Below are 19,184 nucleotides of genomic sequence, written 5' to 3' on the forward strand. Positions count from 1 at the left end.
GAATCGACTTACAGTTGTTCAAACAATTTTACAAACTCTGCCGGTGATTGCAGCCCAGACAAGCTGAATTCTTCATTAATAACAAAGAAAGGTACCCCTCTGACACCGAGTTTTTGAGCTGTATGCTGTCCAAGTTCTACTTTGTCCAGCCCTTCACCCTGAAGGAGGCGCTCTTTGAGTTCCGCGGCTTCACCCATCCCGACTGAAGATCCTATTTTCACAAGTTCATCCACATCGCCGATATTTACGCCCTCTTCAAAATAAGCTGTATATATTTTCTCAATCAATTGCACTTTTACGTGCTCAGGCGCCATCGATATTAACTGATGTGATAATGTTGTATTAGGCGTATATTGGACGATATCCATATTATATTTAAGCCCGAAACGATTGCCGTTTTCGTGATATTGCTGCTTCCTTGCTTCGAATTGAGGAACTCCGCCTAAGCGGCCGATCATCACTTGACGATAATCTTCGCCCTCTGGACGAATACCTGGGTTAATCTGAAAGGCATTCCAACGGACAGTTGCCTTTTTATCTTCTGGCAATTGCTTTAGAGCGGTTAACAGACTAGTCGTTCCCATACGGCACCAAGGGCAACTAGTATCCATATACACGTCAATCAGCAATTCACTCATTTTGTCAACACCTCAGCTGGTCTTACAGTTTTAATATGGTTGACGAAGTCTTTACTGCTTTGTGCTAATCTTTCCTCTGTTACGTCAGAAGTGTCGTTTAGAACAAAGTGAGGCAGATAAGTGCCACTAATAAAGCGAGTGAGCGCCTGCATAGGTGTCAAAATTTGTTCGATAGTAAAACGGTTGGACCCAGTTGCTTGATAAGACTCTTCCGTACCATACGCGGAAATCGCAAAGCCAAATTCTTTACCGACCGTTTTAGTTGCTTCAGGTCCATAAGCCCAGTTGTATAGCAGGACATTATCAAACCATTTTTTCAGTAATGGCGGTGTGCTGTACCAATATAGCGGGTATTGGAAAATAATCCGATCATGCGACTCAACCAGTTGCTGCTCTCTAGCGACATCAATGTTTTCGTCCGGGTACTCTTTATGCAGTTCATGAATCGTGATATCATCATGTTTTTGCAATTCATTGACCCATGATTTGTTCCAATTGGATGCTTCGATATTCGGGTGAGTTACGATAACTAAAATTTTCATTGTATTTGCTCCTATTCAGTGTTGGATTTTTATTTGTTTTCAAAAAAGGGTACATCTTTCATAAAGATACTTTCTTGCTTCTTAACCAGCGGTCCATCAAGTTCTGAAAGTCGTTTTACTTCAATCCACTCCGGGTCGTTGCGGAATCTATCATAGTTCAGGTTACGATCCTCCATGGAAGCATGTTCAACAATATAATAGAGCCGGTTATTGGATTCATCGGAATCTTCCCAAAAAAGCGTTATTTTCATCTGATGTTTATTAAATAATTGAATAACATGATCCCTGAATCTATCTAAAATAACCTGCATCTTACCAGGATTAACATCATAAATCCGCAGCTCATATATCATCCTTTACGCCTCCTAATGGAAAGTTTTCATTCATATCATTTACCTATTAAAAGGTAGATTGGCTTTAAAAAAACATTCGCTTATCTCTTTTACTTTAAACCGGCAATTAAGCCATCGGCAATCACTTCGAACCTGCTTTTATCTCGAAAACTTCTTGCAAGCAACTGCGCTCCCTGGAGGGATGCCAGAAATTTATGGGCTTGTACATCCGCGGCACCTTCAAAGTTAATATGCCCTTCCCGACGCCCCTGATCCAATATGCGTTCCAGCCATGTTAAATTCGTAGTGAAAAACTGTGCTAGCCTGTCGCGTACTTTCGCTGATAAAGTAGCCAGTTCCGTAGAAAGCATGACACTTAAACACGTGCAGTAATCCTGTACAGGACCATCGAAGATCAAGATGAATTTGCGTAATTTCTCCAAGTTGTTCTGTGTTTCGATATCGATTTGAGCAATGGCTGACATCGAATGTTTGTGATAGCGAGTGATCAGCGCTTCTCCTAAATCCTCTTTATTTGGAAAATGGTAATGAATGCTGGCTGTCCGTATCCCTACTTTTTCCGCAATATGTGCATAGCTGAATCCGTTAAATCCAACTTCTTGCACCATGTACTGGGCTGTATCCAAAATAATCTCTGCGGTATTTTTATGATTACTCATCGCGTTCTACCTTTTAGTAGATAGAGTTTCAACTCCTCTCTTTCTCGGATATTCAACCGCCCACTCATCATACTATGATCGAAGTCATCCTGCATAATATAGAATCGTGATACTGAATATCTAGTTTTCAGATACCAGCTTCTACATTGAATAAGTGCAATCCACATGGCGAATCCTATTGATAAATGAAAAAAGCACTCTAGCGAGTGCTTCTTCATTTTGATCGTTTTAAATAGCTGCTTCATAAATCAGCATTGATCCGTCATTATCGTCCGGAACAGCATAAAGCCTTATGGTTTCAGCAGCAATCTCTAGGAACACTGGATTACGGGTAATTACATGACCTTGCGGAGATATTTCAGTAATTGGTATTTCGTGAAGGGTTTCTAACGTAAACAGATCTATTAGCGCTAATCCACCCAACTCGAAAGGCTTGGATTTGCTAGCAGGATTGACTAACTCAGAGATGCCGCTCACAATCATTTTTCCATCACCTACATATTGTCCATCTTGATAGTCGATAAAATGACTCATATTTTCTTTATCCAGCAGCTGTCGCCCACATGAGTCCCATACATAGAATTTGCGTGAGCCCCAGCTGTTGCCGATTAACTTACCATTCTGCCCCTCACGGACCAAGCCTCCGATATGATCTTGAACCCGGAATGATTCTTCTGCTTTTAAAGTGAGAGGATTCATTTTGTAAACGATAGATTGGCTGTGTGGTCGGTATTCTGCGACAGGAACCCAAATATACGTACCATCAAAATCAATACCACCCGGATGATACATGTCACCCTCACCCAACGATGTCTCCTTCACTAGCTTTCCTTGACGATCGAAGACAAATATATGGCCGATTCCTTTACCAGACGTACGATCATGACCTTGTTTAGCCTGGTCATATCTTATTGGCCATTCGATAAGTTCAACCGATGACATATAAAAGAAGTCGCCGATTCGAACCATCCCTTGGGAGTGGTAATTGTTGAATTGTAGTTCTATTTGGTTTTTCAGCACCCATTTCGTGCTGCGTGTTAGTTTTTTGAATCCGGCAATGAGATTCTGATCATCCATGTGCTATTGTCTCCAGTTTATCTTCATTTACATCAAATCATCTAGCCCTAGCACTTTCCTCCGTAATCATACTACGAATATAAAAGTACCCCATAACCGAACAAAGCAAGAACGTAAAGAACGCAATCGCCGCAGCTAATTGTTTCTCTTGGAACACACCGAAAACTTGTTCCATCGACACCCCTAACATTTGCGGAGCATTGGGCCCAATGAGAAATGGAGCCGTAAATGAACCGATCACACCCATAAACACAAAAGTAACGGCCACTAGCAATGTTTTATAGGTCAGCGGCAAAATGAAACGGACAAAGATTTGCAATTTACGTGCTCCTACGTCCTTCGCGCTTTCAATAATGGAATTAGGAACTGCGGATAAAGCTGAACCAAGCAGCATCGTCGTAAAAGGAATGTTAAACCACAAATTCGCGATAATTATCCCTTTCATGTCGAAAATAATACGCGGCATCTCTCCACCGTTTACCAGAAGCAGCAGTCGGGCAACCCATCCATGATTGCCAAGCAATTGGATTAAACCGTAGGTCGCGATAACAGACGGAATAAAGATTGGAATCATATACAATTTACGTATCCATTTTACCATCGTACCTGTATTGAATCTCATATAAGCAGCTAAAGCATAGCTGATAATCAGCACGAGAATTACGGAAACAACCGTCACTTCCAGGGTGAAAATGATGTTGGAGCGCATCAGCTTATCCGTGAATAAATACGTGTAATTGGACAAATCATAGCCGCCCGATTTATTCGTCAAGCTTTCTTTAAAGGAAATGATAATAGGTATGACGACAGTGACGAAAAGTAATAAAAAAGAGGGGATAACCAGAAGTAATCCGAATATCCCCATTTTCATTTGTTTACTCATTGTGCAGCAACTTCACTTTGCCAACGCTTCGTCATATCTTTATCCAATTCGCCGATATTGAACGAGCGGAATCCTTCGGAAGCACCTTTGAACGAATCTTGAATTTCTTTGGACATGTTAGAAAGCTTGATGCCTGGGAAGCCATGCATTTTATCAACAACTACGCCTTGTGCTTCAGGTGAAAGAACGAAATCCAGGAATTTGTAGACAGCATCTTTCTTCTCAGACAGCTTAGGCACCATTAAGTATGTTGGTCCGCCGTTAAACCCTGGTGTCAATTGTGTCATTTTAGTTGATTTCGGAAGCTGGCCTTTCGCCACTTGCTCAAGTACCATGTCGGACCAAGCCGGAATCATGTCGACTTCACCGCTTGTCAACAAATCTAGAGTCCCTTGGTTTTTCTTCGGATAAATCCCTTTGCCATACACGGATTTCCCAAGTTCTTTGAGCAGAGTAAAACCTTGATCCCAACCTTTTTCAACGCTTGGATCAGAATTGTGAATCGCTTCTTCCGGCAAGAACTTATATAGGGCAGTTGCTACGAAGGAGTTACCAGCCCCACCTGTGGATGGATCGTTATAAGCGAATTTGGACGGATTTTTCTTGATCCAATCGTACAGTTCATCCAACGTTTTTGGAGGTGTTGCTACTTTATCGCTGTTATAAGCCAATACAACGGCAGATGAGCGGTAAGGAATTGCGAGATTGGAGATATCTTTTATCGTTTTTTCATCAACAGAAGTCAAATTTTTAATTTTGTCAGTTGCTAAAGTATCCCACAGATCATCTTTTTGTCCCCGTGTGACATTAGACAAGCCATCTTCATATAAATCAATATCGCCGGATCCTTTATTGGCTTGTTTGGCAGCAAGAATACGGTCATACGTTGGTTGTGCGCCAGTACCTGAAGGAATGTAAACCGGTTTTACCTTCACATCTGCATTTTGTTTCTCAAACATCGGGATTAATGTATCCCATAGATCTTTAACATTTTGCGATCCCGTAAAATAGAAGGTAAACTCAACAGGTTTTTTGCTATCGATCGCTGCTTTAACCGGAGCGTTGCTTGGAGCAGCAGATGAACCTGCAGTTGTCGCAGAATTACCACACCCGGAGATGAAAGCGGCCGTAGCGGTCATTAAAGTGACTAACGTAATTGCGGATTTCTTGCGTAACATGGTATTGCCTCCTTGGATTTGGGTTTAATTTTCGGAAAATGCAATGATTTTGGCAAAGTTTGCTTTTACCTGTTGTCCTGTATGGAGATCCTTGACAGAATCCCTTGGTTGAAACGCCCGGATTGTTCCGTACTGAGGTAAATCAATGGATACTTCGGCATAATGCCCAAGCACCATCACTTGTTTAATTACACCCGAAAGGCCTTGTCCTTCTTCACTTTCTATGATCACATCTTCAGGTCGAACGGCAAGGTGTACATGCCCGGACAGATTTTTTATATTTGGAAAACTTAGATGCCCGACGGTAACGCGTTCGGCAGCGATCACCCCTTTCAAAAAGTTCATTTTGCCGATAAATTGAGAAACGAACAACGTACTTGGTTCATCGTAAATTTCTTGTGGTGAAGCGATTTGTTCGATGTTCCCTTGATTCATTACGACAATACGATCCGAAATCGATAAAGCTTCTTCCTGATCATGAGTGACGAATACCATCGTAAGGCCTGTTTTAGACTGAATTTCCCTTAGCTCTTCCCTCATCTCGTGGCGAAGTTTGGCATCCAGTGCGGAGAAGGGCTCATCGAGCAATAGAACAGCCGGCTTCAGAAGTAGTGATCTTGCAACCGCTATACGCTGCTGTTGACCACCGGAGAGTTCGCCCGGAAATTTCTTCTCGGCTCCAGGCAAGCGAACCAACTGCAGCACTTCGTTTACGGCTTTATCGATTTCCGCCTTTTTGATCTTACGTATTTTAAGACCGAATGCGAGGTTGTCATACACCGTCATATGCGGCCATAGATTGTAACCTTGAAAAACCATGGATGTCGGACGTTTCTCAGGAGGTGCTTGAAGCACACTTTTACCCTCAATGAGAATGTCGCCGGAATCGGGATCTAGGAAGCCTCCGATGCTGCGAAGAACGGTTGTTTTACCGCAGCCTGAAGGGCCAAGCAATGTAATTAACTCCCCTTTACGAACATCAAGAGAAATTCCGGTTACGCCTTCTCCTGTTTTATAGCGTTTCGTCAATTGTTGAACTGAAAGCTGAATGTCCATGTGTGCCCCCTTCTATTTTAGGAATGGATCTGTCGTCATTTGAGTTGGAAGCCGCTGGACATAATATCTGCGCTCACAAAGCGCTGTGCAGCCAGCAAGAGAATAATCGTCGGTGCTGTCAAAATAATGGAAAATACAGCTCCCGCATAGGCCGGATAATCGCTGATGATCGAGTACATGACAATCGGCATCGTTTTATAGTTTGGGATGCCCACAAGGAATGTGCCCTGAGCTTCGTCGAGCGAGTTCAGGAATGTAAAGATAGAAGCTACGATAATTCCCGGCATAGCCATAGGCAGCGTAATACTGCGAAACACGCGAAACGGGCTCGCTCCTACATCTCTGGCGGATTCCTCTTGCGCCATATGCACATTGCGGAAAGCAGCTGTTGGAATCCACGTCATGAACATGAGCACGTTAATCATATGGATTAAAACAACGCCTATTAACGTGTTCATCAGTCCGAGTTTGAAGAAAAGCACAGCGATCGAAACGTAAAGTCCCATTTTCGGAAAAGCATGTGTCAGAAGAAACGAAAACAAGAAAAACTTGCTAAGTGGAAATCGTATACGCGCAAACGCATAGGCTGCTGGAATGCAAAGCACAATAGAAAGTGCCGTTACGATCGTTGCGATGACAAAAGACAAGCCGATTGATTTTGCAATATCTTCTTGCTGGAACACAAACGTCCACCATTTCAGTGACCACTCATGCGGCAAGATATCGGGGTAGGTCCATTTGCCGGTAAAAGCCAGAATAGCAAGATTGAGCAGCGGGCCCAAGAAAAAGATGACGAACACAACAAGGATGAGAAATTCTACGATTTTACGCGGGCCAATTGCTTTTAAATACCAACGCATGCGGACTAACCACTCCTTTCAATAGAAAATGTTTGAGTCGACTGACGGACAATGAGTTTGGGTACTAATTGCTTGGGATGCTCAATGTAGGCTTCCTGACGGATTAACTTGTCGAGCAAACTGAAAGCCTGAATCCCCATCTCTTCCGTATTGACCCTGATCGTTGTCAAAGAGGGTGAAAACATAGCGGCAAAATCAATATCATCGAAGCCGACAACCGCTACTTGTTCGGGAATACGTACCGACTGTTCCAGCATAAACTTCATAGCGCCGAGCGCGATCATGTCGTTTGTAGCAAATAACGATGTATATCCGCCTGCGCGAAACTCCTCCCAATGGGCTCGCATGAGCTCATACCCTTCGCCAAACGTGGACGTCGATGCCTGTAAGATCGAGCTTGAAGGGAACGGAATCCCCAATTTTTTTAAATGATTTTTGAAACCTTTCAGTCTCAAATTGTGACTGCGATGCGTTTGTGGTCCAGCGATTACGAAGATGCGACGATGCCCCTGATCTGCGAGATGCTCAGCAACCATTCGGCCACCTTCCTCGTCTTGATTCACAATATGCATGACACCATCGACATCCGTGGAGCCATTGACCATGACATAGGGCACTCCGAAGTTTGCGATGTAATCAATCACATTCTGCTGTAAACGGCTAATCAGGATTAGCCCGTCCACCCTTTTTTCCATCATAAAATCGGCCGAACGCAGCGACATTTCATGATCCGTCGTAACGAAAACAGAATAATTCATGCTTGCCGCTGTCATTAAAATAGCATCTAGAATTTTCCCATAAAACGGATGGGAAGCAATCGGATGATGCCGGCGATAAATCAGAACGCCAATGTTATGTGTTCTTTGTGAAACCATTGCCCTAGCTACGGCATTGGGCTTATATTGCAGTTCTTCAATCAGCTGCAGCACTTTATTGCGTACTTCCAAGCTGGTATAGCCCTTGCCAGATATCACGCGAGACACCGTGGATTTGGATACACCGGCGCGTAGGGCAATTTCCTTAATCGTATGCTCCATGATGCGACCTCATTTCTGTATGTGAGACCGTTCCCACACACTTAATTTAACTTAGAAATATTATTGCTGTGTTAGCAGCAAGATAAGTAATTGTAAAGGCATAAAAGCTGCCCCCAGGTTCTCCTAACCTTTGGAACAGCCTAGACCTCTCCATTGACCGTCTCCCAGCTTTGGGCATACAATTAACTTACTGAATCTACGGAGGCTACTATCTTCCTTATGAGAGGAACTTACTTATACCATGCTTAATAAGGTTGTCTGGACAATAGGTGCCATCGTCTTGGCATGTTGCATCGCGGTCACTTTTTTTGTCATTGATACGGAATTAAATGACCTCGAACAAAGCCGATCAGAACCTGCTGTTGCACTAACACATCCCAACGTTGCTTCCTCATCTCCCAAGCCCAAACAGCCGGATATTTTAACTTATTGGACGAACCAAGAGAAGAAATCCGCACAATCCGGTTATTCGGAAGCCGCAGCTGCCTATCAAAATCGGATCGCTGCCTACTCAGCCGGTCTACCTTCGATATCGCCACTAACCTATGATTGGTCCAGCATCCAAAGTCCTTCAGCGGAAATGGAGCTTTATCTCCGCGTTCCAATGACAACGGAATCCACTCATCTCGCCAAACACGAGCCAGCATCAGGGACTTATATTGGGATGTTAGGGGCAGATCGCAGAGTCGGCTACGATGTTACGAAGATTGAAGACGTGTATGGGCGAAAACACGCCCTTTATTTGGCTTATGTCGGCTGGCGGAAGGTCCAATCCGATACGAATACCTATTTCCCGACGCGAACTGCGGAAAGAGTGAAAGAACTCGGCGGCGCACTCCAGATCGGTTGGGAGCCGCGCTTTGGCTTGGACGACGTGCTGGATGACGAATACGTTCGCCGCTTTGCCCGGGAAGCCAAGGCATCCGGCATTCCCATCTTCTTGCGCTATGCTTCGGAGATGAATGGCGCATGGGTGCCATGGCATGGAAGTCCTCAGCAGTATATTGAGAAATTCCGCCTTGTTCACGACATCATGGCCGAAGAAGCTCCTAATGTAGCAATGGTTTGGTCCCCTAATTTCTCGCCGTCGAATACGATTGACGACTACTATCCAGGTGATTCTTATGTAGATTGGGTTGGTTTCTCTTTGTATAACACACCCTATTCAGCAGACAAAGAGCAGCTAAAAGGGACCGTCATCGATACCTTCGCTCCTCTCTATGAGCGTTATCGCCATAAGCCCATTATGATTTCAGAGGGCGCTATTGCTCACACCTATTTACCTACGAATCAAACGTACTGGAGTTGGTCGGAAGGCCAACTGGGGTACATGTACGGTTTACTGCCGCGATTGTTTCCGCAGGTGAAAGCCATCACCTATTTTAACTTCAGTCGAGCTCAAGCAATTCGGACGAACCGAGCTTATGTGTATGATATTGGGGAGAACCCTTTCATAGATGGTTTATATCAAAGGCTGATTCAATCCGATTGGTTTATAAGCAAAGTAGAGACAGGTGTTGACCCCATCTCATATCGCTATACACCTGTTACCGGTCAATCTCTTCCTACTGGCAAACAAACCGTTCTTGTTTATCCTAAGCTGGAGAACGAGCGGGGTGAACCTCCATTTGCAATCGCCATTTACCAAGGTAATCAGCTTCTTGGCGCCAGTTATGAGGCTCCCTGGGAAATAGACATTCAAGTGAATGCGGAATCGGCGTCAGAACCTTGGTACGCCATCGCTTACAATGACAAGATGGAGCCCACGGCTGTCAGCAAAAAGTAACTGATAATTGACCTGAATATATGTAAAAATAGCCGCTGTTTCCCCTAATCAGGAAACAGCGGCTATCTATGATCAACTATCTCAAAAGACAAGGACGTTTGTTATCAAATTTCCAATTAGGGATATAAAACTGCATAGCCAGCGCATCATCGCGAGCTCCCAAGCCCTCTTGGTTGTACAGCTGATGCGCCTTCTCAATGGCGTCCATATCAAGTTCTACTCCCAGACCCGGCTTGTTCGGAACCTCCACCATGCCTCCGACAATCTGAAATGGCTCCTTGGTTAACTGCTGTCCATCCTGCCAAATCCAGTGCGTATCAATGGCCGTTATTTTTCCCGGCGCTGCTGCTGCCACATGGGTAAACATCGCAAGCGAGATATCAAAATGGTTGTTCGAATGAGATCCCCATGTAAGCCCCCATTCATGACACATCTGAGCTACTCGAACAGAGCCTTGCATCGTCCAGAAATGTGGATCGGCTAACGGAATATCGACAGATTGCAGCTGAATCGTATGTCCCATTTGGCGCCAATCGGTAGCAATCATGTTCGTTGCCGTTGGGAGACCTGTCTCACGCCGGAACTCGGCCATGATTTCACGGCCTGAATAACCGTTTTCTGCTCCGCATGGGTCTTCTGCATAAGCCAATACGTGATGCTGATCACGGCACAGGTGAATCGCCTCAGCTAAAGACCATGCCCCATTAGGGTCAAGGGTAATTCTGGCTTGAGGGAAACGTTCCGCCAGCGCAGTGACCGCTTCAATCTCCTCCTCACCGCGTAGGACGCCACCTTTTAACTTAAAATCATTAAAGCCATATCGTTGATACGCCGCTTCGGCAAGTTTCACGACGGCTTCAGGTGTAAGCGCTTCCTCATGACGCAGTCGAAACCAATCATTCGCAGCATCCTCTGCACTCAGGTACGGAAGGTTTGTCCGATTCCGGTCCCCAACATAGAACAAGTAGCCTAACATCTCTACTTTATCGCGCTGTTGACCTTCTCCTAGCAGTGCTGCAACCGGAACATCCAGGAATTTACCTAAGAGATCAAGTAGTGCTGCTTCCAATGCCGTAACGGCGTGTATCGTGATGCGAAGATCAAAAGTCTGCAAACCGCGTCCTCCTTGATCCCGATCAGCGAATTGCTTGCGAACTTTCGTAAGAATGTTATTGTATTGACCGATCGATTGACCGATTACCAGTGGGCTCGCGTCTTCAAGCGTTTTACGAATATTCTCGCCGCCCGGTACTTCACCTACGCCCGTATGACCTGCACTGTCTCTGAGAATTACGATGTTACGTGTAAAGAATGGAGCATGCGCTCCACTAAGATTGAAGAGCATGCTATCATGCCCTGCAACTGGAATTACTTTTAGTTCGGTAATGATTGGCGTACTGGAAGCTTGATTTCTCGATGGCTCATTTAGCAGTTCTTGTTTCATGTCTGATCTCTCCCTTTCATGTGGATGAATACCAGTTTAATGAAGATGACAACTAATTAGCTTACCTTAAGTTAAATTGTACCACGTCCTCTAGCTCCTAAGTACTTAAATAACTTATATTCACATATTTTTGTTAGGGAATAGTATGCGCTCGCTCGCCGGAGAGGAAGTTGACATTATGGTTCATTATAAAAAAATGAAAATTGACGGTTGGGAGTTATTTTTTCGCCAAGCCGGGAGTCCATACAACCCAACCATCATCCTTCTTCATGGTTTTCCAAGCTCATCCCATATGTTCAGGGATTTAATTCCTCAACTCACAGACCACTTTCATATCATTGCTCCTGACTATCTTGGATACGGAAATAGCAGTATGCCTTCCACAGAAGAATTTGCTTACACCTTCGAGAATCTATCCATTCTGATTGAAAAATTAGTTGATAATCTCTGTATTTCTCATTTTATTTTGTACACCCATGACTATGGAGGTCCTATCGGATTCAGACTGGCCGTAAGAAATCCTCACCGTATTCTAGGATTCGTTATTCAGAATGCCGTAGTTAGTGAAAACGGATTAGGGAAACCGTTCGATCTCTTCAAAGCCCTCTGGGCGGATCGAAATCCTGCAACCGAAGCGGCCTTTGCTCAGCTTGCAACCTTTCATTTTACGAAAATGCAGTATGTTACGGGCGTGTGTCATCCCTACCGGATTAGTCCCGATGGTTATTTAATGGACCAGTTATTTTTGGATCGACCCGGCAATAGCCAAATTCAGTTGGAATTGGGTTACGATTATCGGACCAACGTCGAACAATATCCTGTTTGGCAGCAGTACTTGCGAACTTATCAACCTCCTACGCTTATAACCTGGGGCAAAAATGATTTTATTTTTACGGTGCAAGGGGCTCTTGCTTTCGGAGAACTATTAACGTGTGTGGAAACTCACTTTTTATGCGGGGGCCATTTTGTATTGGAAGAGCAAAGCCAGCAAGTTGCGGAGCTGATCAAGCGTTTTTTTGGCCGTATCTATTCATGAGAAAAAACAAAAAAGGAGCTGCCGCAAGGCAAGCTCCTTCTCTATTGTTGAAGATCGTTAAATGGTATGACTGATATACGCTCTGAGGCTAGGATACGGACCACTGAAAATATGCGCCATGGCTACGATAAAGGTGAGGTGATCCTGTAAAATTTGGAGCGTGGTTCCGACGCGATGGGCTAGCGATAGTTCAACCGCTAATTCCTTTTCTGAACTCAGTTGTTTAAGCAGCTCATTGTTTAGAGCGACCGTTTTGCTAATTTCCATTAACGTCTGTGTTTCGACGTCTGATGGCCGGTAAGCCAAATTCGGAAATTGAATGTCGTACGTCTCCAACCGCTGTTTCAAATGGAGAATCTCATGTTGACGCTGTACGGAATCGTTGGCTCTCTTCCATGGAAGAAGATTCTTCCATTCTTTGGTTACTTTCATAAGCAGCATGTCTAGTTCCTCCTATTTTCTCTAGAAGAGAAAAAGGAAGCGAGGGATATAGAACCTCAAATCACATTGTTCTATTGAATGTTTCTATCCATTTCTTTCTACGCTGACGAAGTTAGCTGACGGATTCGGGTTGAAAGTTAACCCTAACACTTTACATGTGTACTCACCCCAGGAAACTTGGTTCCCCCGCTTCTTTAATCTAAAGAATTAAGCGTATTTTATCAATTTACTCCAATGTATAAAGAGAAGCAATAGTAATATTTTCTTATCTATTCTATGTCCTTAGTCATACATCCCTTGTAACCATAACATGATCCGATCTACTACCTCCATATATCTTTGCCCAACAAGCAATCCGGTGTGAGTCGTATCCCAAAGTCCTGTATATTCAGCATGGAGATGCTCCGCTGTCGCCTTTCCCCGCCGATCATCCTCTTCACTATTAATTGCTTTAATAACCAAGGCTGGATGAACCATCAAACTGCTGTCTATCGATATTCCACCATTTGCCCCCAAAGAGAAATAAAAATCGTTAAATGCTTGTAATGACTCCACAGTTATATACTTTCTCTGAAAATCAATGTCATCCGCTGATTCATCTATACTGGAATTCTCTTCTCGGGATGGTGCGGGCATTAAAACGCCTGTTGTCATTGCAGCTATTTCTTTGTAGGGTACAGCTTCATAAACTTCCTTACTTATGCTTGTATCGATCACCACTAAGCCTGCAAGTTCGTTGGTTTCAGCCAGCTTCTGGCTCAAAATTCCTCCCATGCTAAATCCTATGAGAATCGGTGGAACCTCACACTCGGCGAAAACCTCTTTCATATCCTCCAAATAATCTTCGAATGTTACATTTGTCAAATCGAGCACTCTACTTTTGTAGTGACCTCTCAAATTCATAACATAACAATTCCATCCCTTGTTTATAAAGTGTGGGATGTATTTGCTCCACATCCAACTGCCCGTGTAGGCACCGTGTACAAATAAAAGCGGAGGTCTTTTGGAGGCTCCCTTCGGTAGCTCATCTCCCTCGAAAATTTCTATACATAGATCATTTTCTCCGATATATTTCACACGATGATCTGGCAAATCTTTTGTATAATCTTTCATGATCAGTTTCACCTCATTATATAGTTTGACATCAAACTATTGGTTTAAAAAAATTTAAAAATTGTTATAAATTTTCGTTAGAATTCTCAGTAATTCTTCCTTTTCTTTATCTGAAATGTCCATGTAAAATACATCTAACATTTTTTCTGAGATGGTTTCAAATATAGGTCTCAGTTCCTCCCCTTTTGGCGTTAAGGCAACATAGACGACCCTTGAGTCAACGGTGTCCCTTTCCTTAGTTACGTATCCGAGCCGGACCAATTTGTCGACAAGTGCAGTCACAGTAGACTTATCTCTATCAATTTTCTTGGCAATCTCAGCCATAGTCAATCTAGGCATCTTAAATAGAGCAAAGATAATATCCCCATGTGAAATGGCAATATCGTCGACCTCATATTTCGCCATCTCGGCTATGATAAACCGATTGGTCTTTTCTCTAATTCTGGAAATAATTGACACAGCATCTGTTGGTTTCATATTCACATTATAGTTTGACGTCAAACTAATGTCAATCATATATTCGAGGCAGCCGATCAAACTAGCCGGCTGCCTCGAACCTTGTCACAAATCCACTTTATATATACAAGGAACGCCCTCCATATCAGAGGTAAAGATGATAAATGTGCCATCTGGAGAAAAAGCCGGGTGCGGGTGGGCATCCTGTGTGTTGCCATATGACTTCCAACTGGTACCATGGGAGCATAGCCGCTTTTCTTGTCTCTGTTCTACATCCACTAAATAGATGAAGTGCTGCTCGGGCAGCTGCCCGTCCCCGACGATCATCGTATGATTGGCATTCGAAATAAAGTGGCAATACTTGGAGCAATTCATCCAGACTTCTTCCACTAATGTCTCTGAGTCCATGAAACGGATACTTTCGTGATAGAGATCATCTTTATGCCGGTACACATAAGCGAATCTAGAGCCATCAGCAAGCCAATATTCATGCGTGATGAGCTCATCATGCGTCTGTTCCTTCGCACAGCGCAGCCGCGTCCCGTCCTTTTGGACTAGCCAGAGTCTGGCATCAATCAGATGTCCAGGACCTTCATGACAAAATAAAAGGGTCGATGGGTCATTGGGACGAATTTGCGGATGCCCGAGCCAGCAGTCCAGCTCCTCAAACGCGATATGGCTGGTTCGCTGTTCGATATCCAGGTAGATGATTCGGCAGTGCGGTTTCGCTGCCCATTGGGGTTCGAAGTTGGACCAGTCCCCTTTGCCTGGTACGACATCCTTTTCATTGATTTCGACCAGTACGAGATACTTGTCATCTGAGCTGAGACCGGGATTGGCATTGGATTTCCAACCTGCAGGTGTCGTATAGAGAACGTCTTCCATCAGCGTCGTCATATTCAATCGCATAATTCGCTGATCTCTGCAATAAATCAAGTAGTTGTCGTCACTCGTCAGACTGCAGCTGAAATCGTGAATATCGGGCCCTTCTGTTAATTGCAGGGCCGTTCCATCGTTGAGATTCATCCGGTAAAGCTGACGGGATCCCTCTCGCTCGCTAGCGTAAATGAGATAGCGATTGTCGTTTGTAATCATTTTATAATAAAAATAAGGATGATGATTTACCTGCTCCGGGGCTGTCAAACGCGTCATAGATCGGCCCGTGTAGGCATCGGCAAACGAATGGAACTCGTTACGAATCGTAGATCCTTTAGCCATCTGTGATCACTCCATTCTCTTAATGTTAGGGCCGAGGCCGCAGCATCTTCATCTTCTCGGCAGGTTTAAGCGGCAAGGTCAATTGAAGGACCGAGCGGTTTGGAGCACGGAACTCCGCCCGAACCTCTGCGTTCGCTTGTACGACAGAAGCCTCAGCGTCGAGCTCATCTCCCTGTTCACCCAAACGCCATGCAAACAGAAGCAGCGCTTCCTGCATGCTAGCGAAATCAAATTTCTTCCGCTCGCCGGCGTAGATGACATAGTCAAGAAACCGTTTATCCGGCTCCTGCCCGAGCTCCCATCTTGGCTGTTCATCGTCAAAGGCTGCGAATATTTTTTTCACCTGCAGCGTCTGCTCAGCTATGTGTACCAAAGCTGAATCGGCCGCTGGTGAAACAGCTTCTGCCCGAACCTCGTGCTGGCTGCCTCCAATCTCAAAGCGAACTCTTAGGTCCGCCGATTCGATAGTCCCGTCAATGGGATCGAGTCCAATGTGCGTATTGCCGCCATTCGTGCAAAATCCGATGCCGAACAACACATCCTTCCCCTTTTGAACACTGGAATAAATTCCGGAGGAGTAGTCGTAGCCTTCGTTCAAAAGGCGCAAATGAATGTAGGTGGATGCGTCACCATTGCGTACATAAGCTAGCAAATTGCGACGCTGATTCCACATCACATCTTTGCTGAAGGTTCCCACACTGACCGGCCCTTCCATATACGTAGTTGCTTGGTTAACCGTATCGCCAGCCTCGTCTTTGCTAATCGTCTGAACATGCTCCGCTGTTTCTGTTCGTTTGAACGCCGGTATGTACTTCTCAGGACATCCGATATCATTGCCGTACCAATCCAGATTGTAGGTTAACTGTTCGTCCGGCATGAAGACCAACTCCCCTTGGCTGGCAAGCTGCAAGAACGATAAAACTTCTGGCGTCATCATCGTATGATAGGCACGGCTGTGCGGGCCTGACCATTGCTTGCTGGGGACATGGAAATGCTCGGCTACCATCCCCCATGCCACATCCAGCATCTCCGAGCTGAGTTGTTTCGCTTCCGCAACTTGGGTCGCAGTATGAATACTGGACAATTCCTGTATCGCCACGATCGTATAAGTCGGACTGTTATACTCCTGAAAAGTTCCCAGCTGTTTCGTGTACTCGCTGAAAAGGCGTAACCGCTCCAAACCGTAATTCAAGTACTTTTCTTCGCCATAGACCTCGCCGGTAAGCAAAGTAACGAATGCCCCCATAATGGCAATGTTCGTATAGCTTGGACCGACATTTCGCTTGATAATGGCGTCGCATGCACAATAAAGTGCATGCCGGATTTGTTCGCGCAGCTCCGGGCTCAGGATATCGGAGTGCCGCTGCTCGGCCAGCACCAGCCGCTTGCCGCAGAAGTCCGCCCAATTCCAATCTGGCGGGGCCATCCTCTCCAGCGGCTCTTCGTAGAACCAAGACCAGATTCCGAAGGTAGCATGCTCCGGATTCTGATCCTGCAAGCTGATCACCTGCTCAAGAATGCCTTGTGCTCGTTCTACATGAAGAGGCTGGCGGCTGTCCAGCAATCCCAGCGCATACACACACGCTGCCAGGGTCGGGTGAGTAAACGCTACATCTTTCAACGTACTGTGATAACCCGGCGTATGGAAAGGCTTGCGAACCATCCGCAGTTCAGGCGTATAGTCTTCATGCCATTTATCAAGCTGATTAAGCAGCATCTTATTTGCATCCATTGTCATCGTGATTACACTCCCTCATTCGTATGAAATAGCCCCCCAACTCCTGTTCGAATCGGGAGGCTGCTTAGCCTTCTATGCCGTTTACTTGCCCTTCACATTTTTCTGATACCAATCTTGCGCTAACTTATCAACGTTATCCCCACCGAGACGTTTCCATTCCTTGCGAAGCTGTTCCATGCCCCATTGCGGCGAATATTGGGCACCGCCTGTAATGACTTTTGTTTCAATATCATCCGACAGTGGTCCGAATGACGTAGAAGTTTCGCTCAGTTCTGGGAATGTTGGGTTGAACGGAATATCGCGTCTGTATTTGTTTTTCATAGCGACCTTGAGCGATTCACCCTGCACTTTGGCATATTCCTGAGAGATTGCATCCGTTGCCGCCATCACAGCGAAATCCTCTGGTTTCGGACTCCATTGATCGAGCACGGCATACTCTGGCGCATAGATCGTTTCCTTCTTATTCTTCTCGGCATCAATCGTTTGAGGAACACCATTAACCAGCTTGTAATGAACACCTTCCGTGCCGAATCTGACATCGAACCAGTTTTTGTCTATCCACCAATCCAGCAATTTGATTGCAGCTTCCGGATTTTTCATATCCTTATTAAACACAATCAAACGGTTTGCCGGCGGTTCTTGATACAAGCCGAACTTCCCATACTTCGTTGATACCGGCTCCAGCGGTACAAGCTGCGAATTAGGTACATTTTGTTTCAATTCACGGTATTCGGCACTAATGTTCCAACTTGCGAAGTAGATGCCTGCTTTACCTGTCACGAACAGCTGTCTTTCCTTCTGGAAGTTCTTGTCTGTGATATATTCTTTGTCAATCAGCCCTTCATCGAAGAAAAGTTTAAGCTCAGCAAGCACATCGGCATACCGATCCGTTAAGCCGCCGTAAACGATTTTATCATTATCCAGATACCAGTTACTCTTGTTGGATGCGTACATCGCCTGAATAATACCCGTGTAGTTATAGTTAAAAGCAGCACCCAACGTGTCATTTTTACCGTTGCCATCAGGATCTTTATCCCGAAACGCCCGCATGACAGTGACCAACTCATCCATGGTCGTCGGCGCCTTCAGACCCAGCTTATCGAGCCAGTCTTGGCGGATCCACATGCCGTGATTCGCGATGGCGTCAATGCCCCTTGCGCTGGTCGCCATATAGGTTTTGCCATCAAACATCGTGTACGGCTTCAGCTCCGGATGCGCTTTCAAATAAGCTTTGTAGGAGGTGCTGTATTTCTCGATATATTCGTCGATTGGCTGAATGGCTCCCTGCTCTTTCAATGTCGCCATGTAATCTCGCCCGAACTCCCACATCATATCCGGGGCTTCGCCGGCTGCGATGAGCGTGTTTAATTTCTTCGTTGATTCAGTCCGCAGGATCGGAACCCACTTTACATTGATACCCGATTTCTCACTGATGTATTTAGTCGTCCGGTTACTCTCGTAAGTCCCTTCGTCACTCGCTACTTGGCCGCGGTCAAGGATGGAAACACTGACTTCCAGTTTCTTATTCTCTCCAGACGATTTTCCAGTATTATCTGAGCTAGTTGGAGAGGAGCAAGCTGCAATTGTGAATAAAGAAGCGACTAGCGTTAAAGCTACGTGCTTTTGTTTCATCATGAAATCTTCGCCTCCTGCAATAAGAATGATAAGC

General features: G+C 45.0%; 19 protein-coding genes and 1 riboswitch. Of the genes, 2 read left to right on the plus strand and 17 right to left on the minus strand.

What is annotated here, in order from left to right; all coding sequences use genetic code 11:
* Nucleotides 1–8 precede the first annotated feature (8 nt).
* The 10 genes from GON05_RS19155 to GON05_RS19200 form a co-directional block, all read right to left on the minus strand.
* Complete coding sequence (locus GON05_RS19155) at nucleotides 9–638, minus strand: DsbA family oxidoreductase (protein WP_157320983.1); 630 nt, start codon at nucleotides 636–638, stop codon at nucleotides 9–11.
* Nucleotides 635–1,180: an NAD(P)H-dependent oxidoreductase gene (locus tag GON05_RS19160; protein ID WP_157320985.1), complete on the minus strand. Its 546-nt coding sequence runs from the start codon at nucleotides 1,178–1,180 to the stop codon at nucleotides 635–637. The genes GON05_RS19155 and GON05_RS19160 overlap by 4 nt, the downstream gene beginning before the upstream one ends.
* 29 nt (nucleotides 1,181–1,209) lie before the next feature.
* The gene (locus tag GON05_RS19165) at nucleotides 1,210–1,533 is read right to left on the minus strand and encodes an NIPSNAP family protein (protein WP_157320987.1); all 324 of its coding nucleotides are present in this window, start codon (nucleotides 1,531–1,533) and stop codon (nucleotides 1,210–1,212) included.
* An 89-nt stretch (nucleotides 1,534–1,622) separates the two neighbouring features.
* Nucleotides 1,623–2,192 carry a TetR/AcrR family transcriptional regulator gene (locus GON05_RS19170; protein WP_157320989.1) on the minus strand — a complete coding sequence of 190 codons (570 nt, stop codon included), beginning with the start codon at nucleotides 2,190–2,192 and terminating at the stop codon, nucleotides 1,623–1,625.
* Nucleotides 2,193–2,420: 228 nt separating this feature from the next.
* On the minus strand, nucleotides 2,421–3,269 hold the full coding sequence (locus GON05_RS19175; RefSeq protein WP_157320991.1) for a DUF6454 family protein: 849 nt from the start codon (nucleotides 3,267–3,269) through the stop codon (nucleotides 2,421–2,423).
* 37 nt (nucleotides 3,270–3,306) lie between these two features.
* The gene (locus tag GON05_RS19180; RefSeq protein ID WP_127450813.1) at nucleotides 3,307–4,152 is read right to left on the minus strand and encodes an ABC transporter permease; all 846 of its coding nucleotides are present in this window, start codon (nucleotides 4,150–4,152) and stop codon (nucleotides 3,307–3,309) included.
* A complete protein-coding gene (locus tag GON05_RS19185; protein ID WP_157320993.1) occupies nucleotides 4,149–5,330 on the minus strand; it encodes an extracellular solute-binding protein in 1,182 nt (393 codons plus the stop codon). Before GON05_RS19185 ends, GON05_RS19180 begins: the two co-directional genes overlap by 4 nt.
* A 24-nt stretch (nucleotides 5,331–5,354) precedes the next feature.
* Nucleotides 5,355–6,386 (minus strand): ABC transporter ATP-binding protein, encoded by a 1,032-nt coding sequence (locus GON05_RS19190; protein WP_157320995.1) that lies wholly within the window; start codon nucleotides 6,384–6,386, stop codon nucleotides 5,355–5,357.
* 35 nt (nucleotides 6,387–6,421) lie between these two features.
* On the minus strand, nucleotides 6,422–7,246 hold the full coding sequence (locus GON05_RS19195) for an ABC transporter permease (protein WP_127450819.1): 825 nt from the start codon (nucleotides 7,244–7,246) through the stop codon (nucleotides 6,422–6,424).
* A gap of 5 nt (nucleotides 7,247–7,251) precedes the next feature.
* Nucleotides 7,252–8,283, minus strand: a complete 1,032-nt coding sequence (locus GON05_RS19200; protein ID WP_157321003.1) for a LacI family DNA-binding transcriptional regulator — start codon at nucleotides 8,281–8,283, stop codon at nucleotides 7,252–7,254.
* 241 nt (nucleotides 8,284–8,524) lie between these two features.
* Here GON05_RS19200 and GON05_RS19205 point away from each other — a divergent pair, with 241 nt between their 5' ends.
* On the plus strand, nucleotides 8,525–10,069 hold the full coding sequence (locus GON05_RS19205; RefSeq protein ID WP_157321005.1) for a glycoside hydrolase family 26 protein: 1,545 nt from the start codon (nucleotides 8,525–8,527) through the stop codon (nucleotides 10,067–10,069).
* Between the two features lie 76 nt (nucleotides 10,070–10,145).
* On the opposite strand, the gene gudD is transcribed toward GON05_RS19205, so the two are convergent.
* A complete protein-coding gene (gene gudD / locus GON05_RS19210) occupies nucleotides 10,146–11,513 on the minus strand; it encodes a glucarate dehydratase (RefSeq protein WP_157321007.1) in 1,368 nt (455 codons plus the stop codon).
* Between the two features lie 178 nt (nucleotides 11,514–11,691).
* Between gudD and GON05_RS19215 the strand changes: the two genes are divergently transcribed.
* Nucleotides 11,692–12,549 carry an alpha/beta fold hydrolase gene (locus GON05_RS19215; RefSeq protein ID WP_157321009.1) on the plus strand — a complete coding sequence of 286 codons (858 nt, stop codon included), beginning with the start codon at nucleotides 11,692–11,694 and terminating at the stop codon, nucleotides 12,547–12,549.
* A gap of 57 nt (nucleotides 12,550–12,606) precedes the next feature.
* Here the strand turns inward: GON05_RS19215 and GON05_RS19220 are convergent, their stop codons facing one another.
* The 6 genes from GON05_RS19220 to GON05_RS19245 all read right to left on the minus strand — a co-directional run bounded on the left by GON05_RS19220 (nucleotide 12,607) and on the right by GON05_RS19245 (nucleotide 19,150).
* Nucleotides 12,607–12,990 (minus strand): hypothetical protein, encoded by a 384-nt coding sequence (locus GON05_RS19220; RefSeq protein ID WP_157321011.1) that lies wholly within the window; start codon nucleotides 12,988–12,990, stop codon nucleotides 12,607–12,609.
* Nucleotides 12,991–13,077: 87 nt separating this feature from the next.
* Nucleotides 13,078–13,214: riboswitch (cyclic di-AMP (ydaO/yuaA leader) on the minus strand.
* Between the two features lie 58 nt (nucleotides 13,215–13,272).
* Nucleotides 13,273–14,103 (minus strand): alpha/beta hydrolase, encoded by an 831-nt coding sequence (locus GON05_RS19225; RefSeq protein ID WP_157321013.1) that lies wholly within the window; start codon nucleotides 14,101–14,103, stop codon nucleotides 13,273–13,275.
* Between the two features lie 54 nt (nucleotides 14,104–14,157).
* Complete coding sequence (locus GON05_RS19230; RefSeq protein ID WP_157322221.1) at nucleotides 14,158–14,580, minus strand: MarR family winged helix-turn-helix transcriptional regulator; 423 nt, start codon at nucleotides 14,578–14,580, stop codon at nucleotides 14,158–14,160.
* Between the two features lie 84 nt (nucleotides 14,581–14,664).
* Complete coding sequence (locus tag GON05_RS19235; protein ID WP_157321015.1) at nucleotides 14,665–15,777, minus strand: oligogalacturonate lyase family protein; 1,113 nt, start codon at nucleotides 15,775–15,777, stop codon at nucleotides 14,665–14,667.
* 25 nt (nucleotides 15,778–15,802) lie between these two features.
* Nucleotides 15,803–17,515, minus strand: a complete 1,713-nt coding sequence (locus GON05_RS19240; RefSeq protein ID WP_157321017.1) for a hypothetical protein — start codon at nucleotides 17,513–17,515, stop codon at nucleotides 15,803–15,805.
* A gap of 81 nt (nucleotides 17,516–17,596) precedes the next feature.
* Nucleotides 17,597–19,150 (minus strand): extracellular solute-binding protein, encoded by a 1,554-nt coding sequence (locus GON05_RS19245; protein WP_157321019.1) that lies wholly within the window; start codon nucleotides 19,148–19,150, stop codon nucleotides 17,597–17,599.
* Nucleotides 19,151–19,184 lie beyond the last annotated feature (34 nt).

The sequence above is a fragment of the Paenibacillus anseongensis genome, from assembly GCF_009757995.1.
Lineage (GTDB): Bacteria > Bacillota > Bacilli > Paenibacillales > NBRC-103111 > Paenibacillus_E > Paenibacillus_E chondroitinus.

What these genes read in the sequence shown, in the direction of transcription:
- GON05_RS19155 (WP_157320983.1), bottom strand. Translation starts at nt 638, where the DNA reads ATGAGTGAATTGCTGATTGACGTGTATATGGATACTAGTTGCCCTTGG.
- GON05_RS19160 (WP_157320985.1), bottom strand. Translation starts at nt 1,180, where the DNA reads ATGAAAATTTTAGTTATCGTAACTCACCCGAATATCGAAGCATCCAAT.
- GON05_RS19165 (WP_157320987.1), bottom strand. Translation starts at nt 1,533, where the DNA reads ATGATATATGAGCTGCGGATTTATGATGTTAATCCTGGTAAGATGCAG.
- GON05_RS19170 (WP_157320989.1), bottom strand. Translation starts at nt 2,192, where the DNA reads ATGAGTAATCATAAAAATACCGCAGAGATTATTTTGGATACAGCCCAG.
- GON05_RS19175 (WP_157320991.1), bottom strand. Translation starts at nt 3,269, where the DNA reads ATGGATGATCAGAATCTCATTGCCGGATTCAAAAAACTAACACGCAGC.
- GON05_RS19180 (WP_127450813.1), bottom strand. Translation starts at nt 4,152, where the DNA reads ATGAGTAAACAAATGAAAATGGGGATATTCGGATTACTTCTGGTTATC.
- GON05_RS19185 (WP_157320993.1), bottom strand. Translation starts at nt 5,330, where the DNA reads ATGTTACGCAAGAAATCCGCAATTACGTTAGTCACTTTAATGACCGCT.
- GON05_RS19190 (WP_157320995.1), bottom strand. Translation starts at nt 6,386, where the DNA reads ATGGACATTCAGCTTTCAGTTCAACAATTGACGAAACGCTATAAAACA.
- GON05_RS19195 (WP_127450819.1), bottom strand. Translation starts at nt 7,246, where the DNA reads ATGCGTTGGTATTTAAAAGCAATTGGCCCGCGTAAAATCGTAGAATTT.
- GON05_RS19200 (WP_157321003.1), bottom strand. Translation starts at nt 8,283, where the DNA reads ATGGAGCATACGATTAAGGAAATTGCCCTACGCGCCGGTGTATCCAAA.
- GON05_RS19205 (WP_157321005.1), top strand. Translation starts at nt 8,525, where the DNA reads ATGCTTAATAAGGTTGTCTGGACAATAGGTGCCATCGTCTTGGCATGT.
- gudD (WP_157321007.1), bottom strand. Translation starts at nt 11,513, where the DNA reads ATGAAACAAGAACTGCTAAATGAGCCATCGAGAAATCAAGCTTCCAGT.
- GON05_RS19215 (WP_157321009.1), top strand. Translation starts at nt 11,692, where the DNA reads ATGGTTCATTATAAAAAAATGAAAATTGACGGTTGGGAGTTATTTTTT.
- GON05_RS19220 (WP_157321011.1), bottom strand. Translation starts at nt 12,990, where the DNA reads ATGCTGCTTATGAAAGTAACCAAAGAATGGAAGAATCTTCTTCCATGG.
- GON05_RS19225 (WP_157321013.1), bottom strand. Translation starts at nt 14,103, where the DNA reads ATGAAAGATTATACAAAAGATTTGCCAGATCATCGTGTGAAATATATC.
- GON05_RS19230 (WP_157322221.1), bottom strand. Translation starts at nt 14,580, where the DNA reads ATGAAACCAACAGATGCTGTGTCAATTATTTCCAGAATTAGAGAAAAG.
- GON05_RS19235 (WP_157321015.1), bottom strand. Translation starts at nt 15,777, where the DNA reads ATGGCTAAAGGATCTACGATTCGTAACGAGTTCCATTCGTTTGCCGAT.
- GON05_RS19240 (WP_157321017.1), bottom strand. Translation starts at nt 17,515, where the DNA reads ATGACAATGGATGCAAATAAGATGCTGCTTAATCAGCTTGATAAATGG.
- GON05_RS19245 (WP_157321019.1), bottom strand. Translation starts at nt 19,150, where the DNA reads ATGATGAAACAAAAGCACGTAGCTTTAACGCTAGTCGCTTCTTTATTC.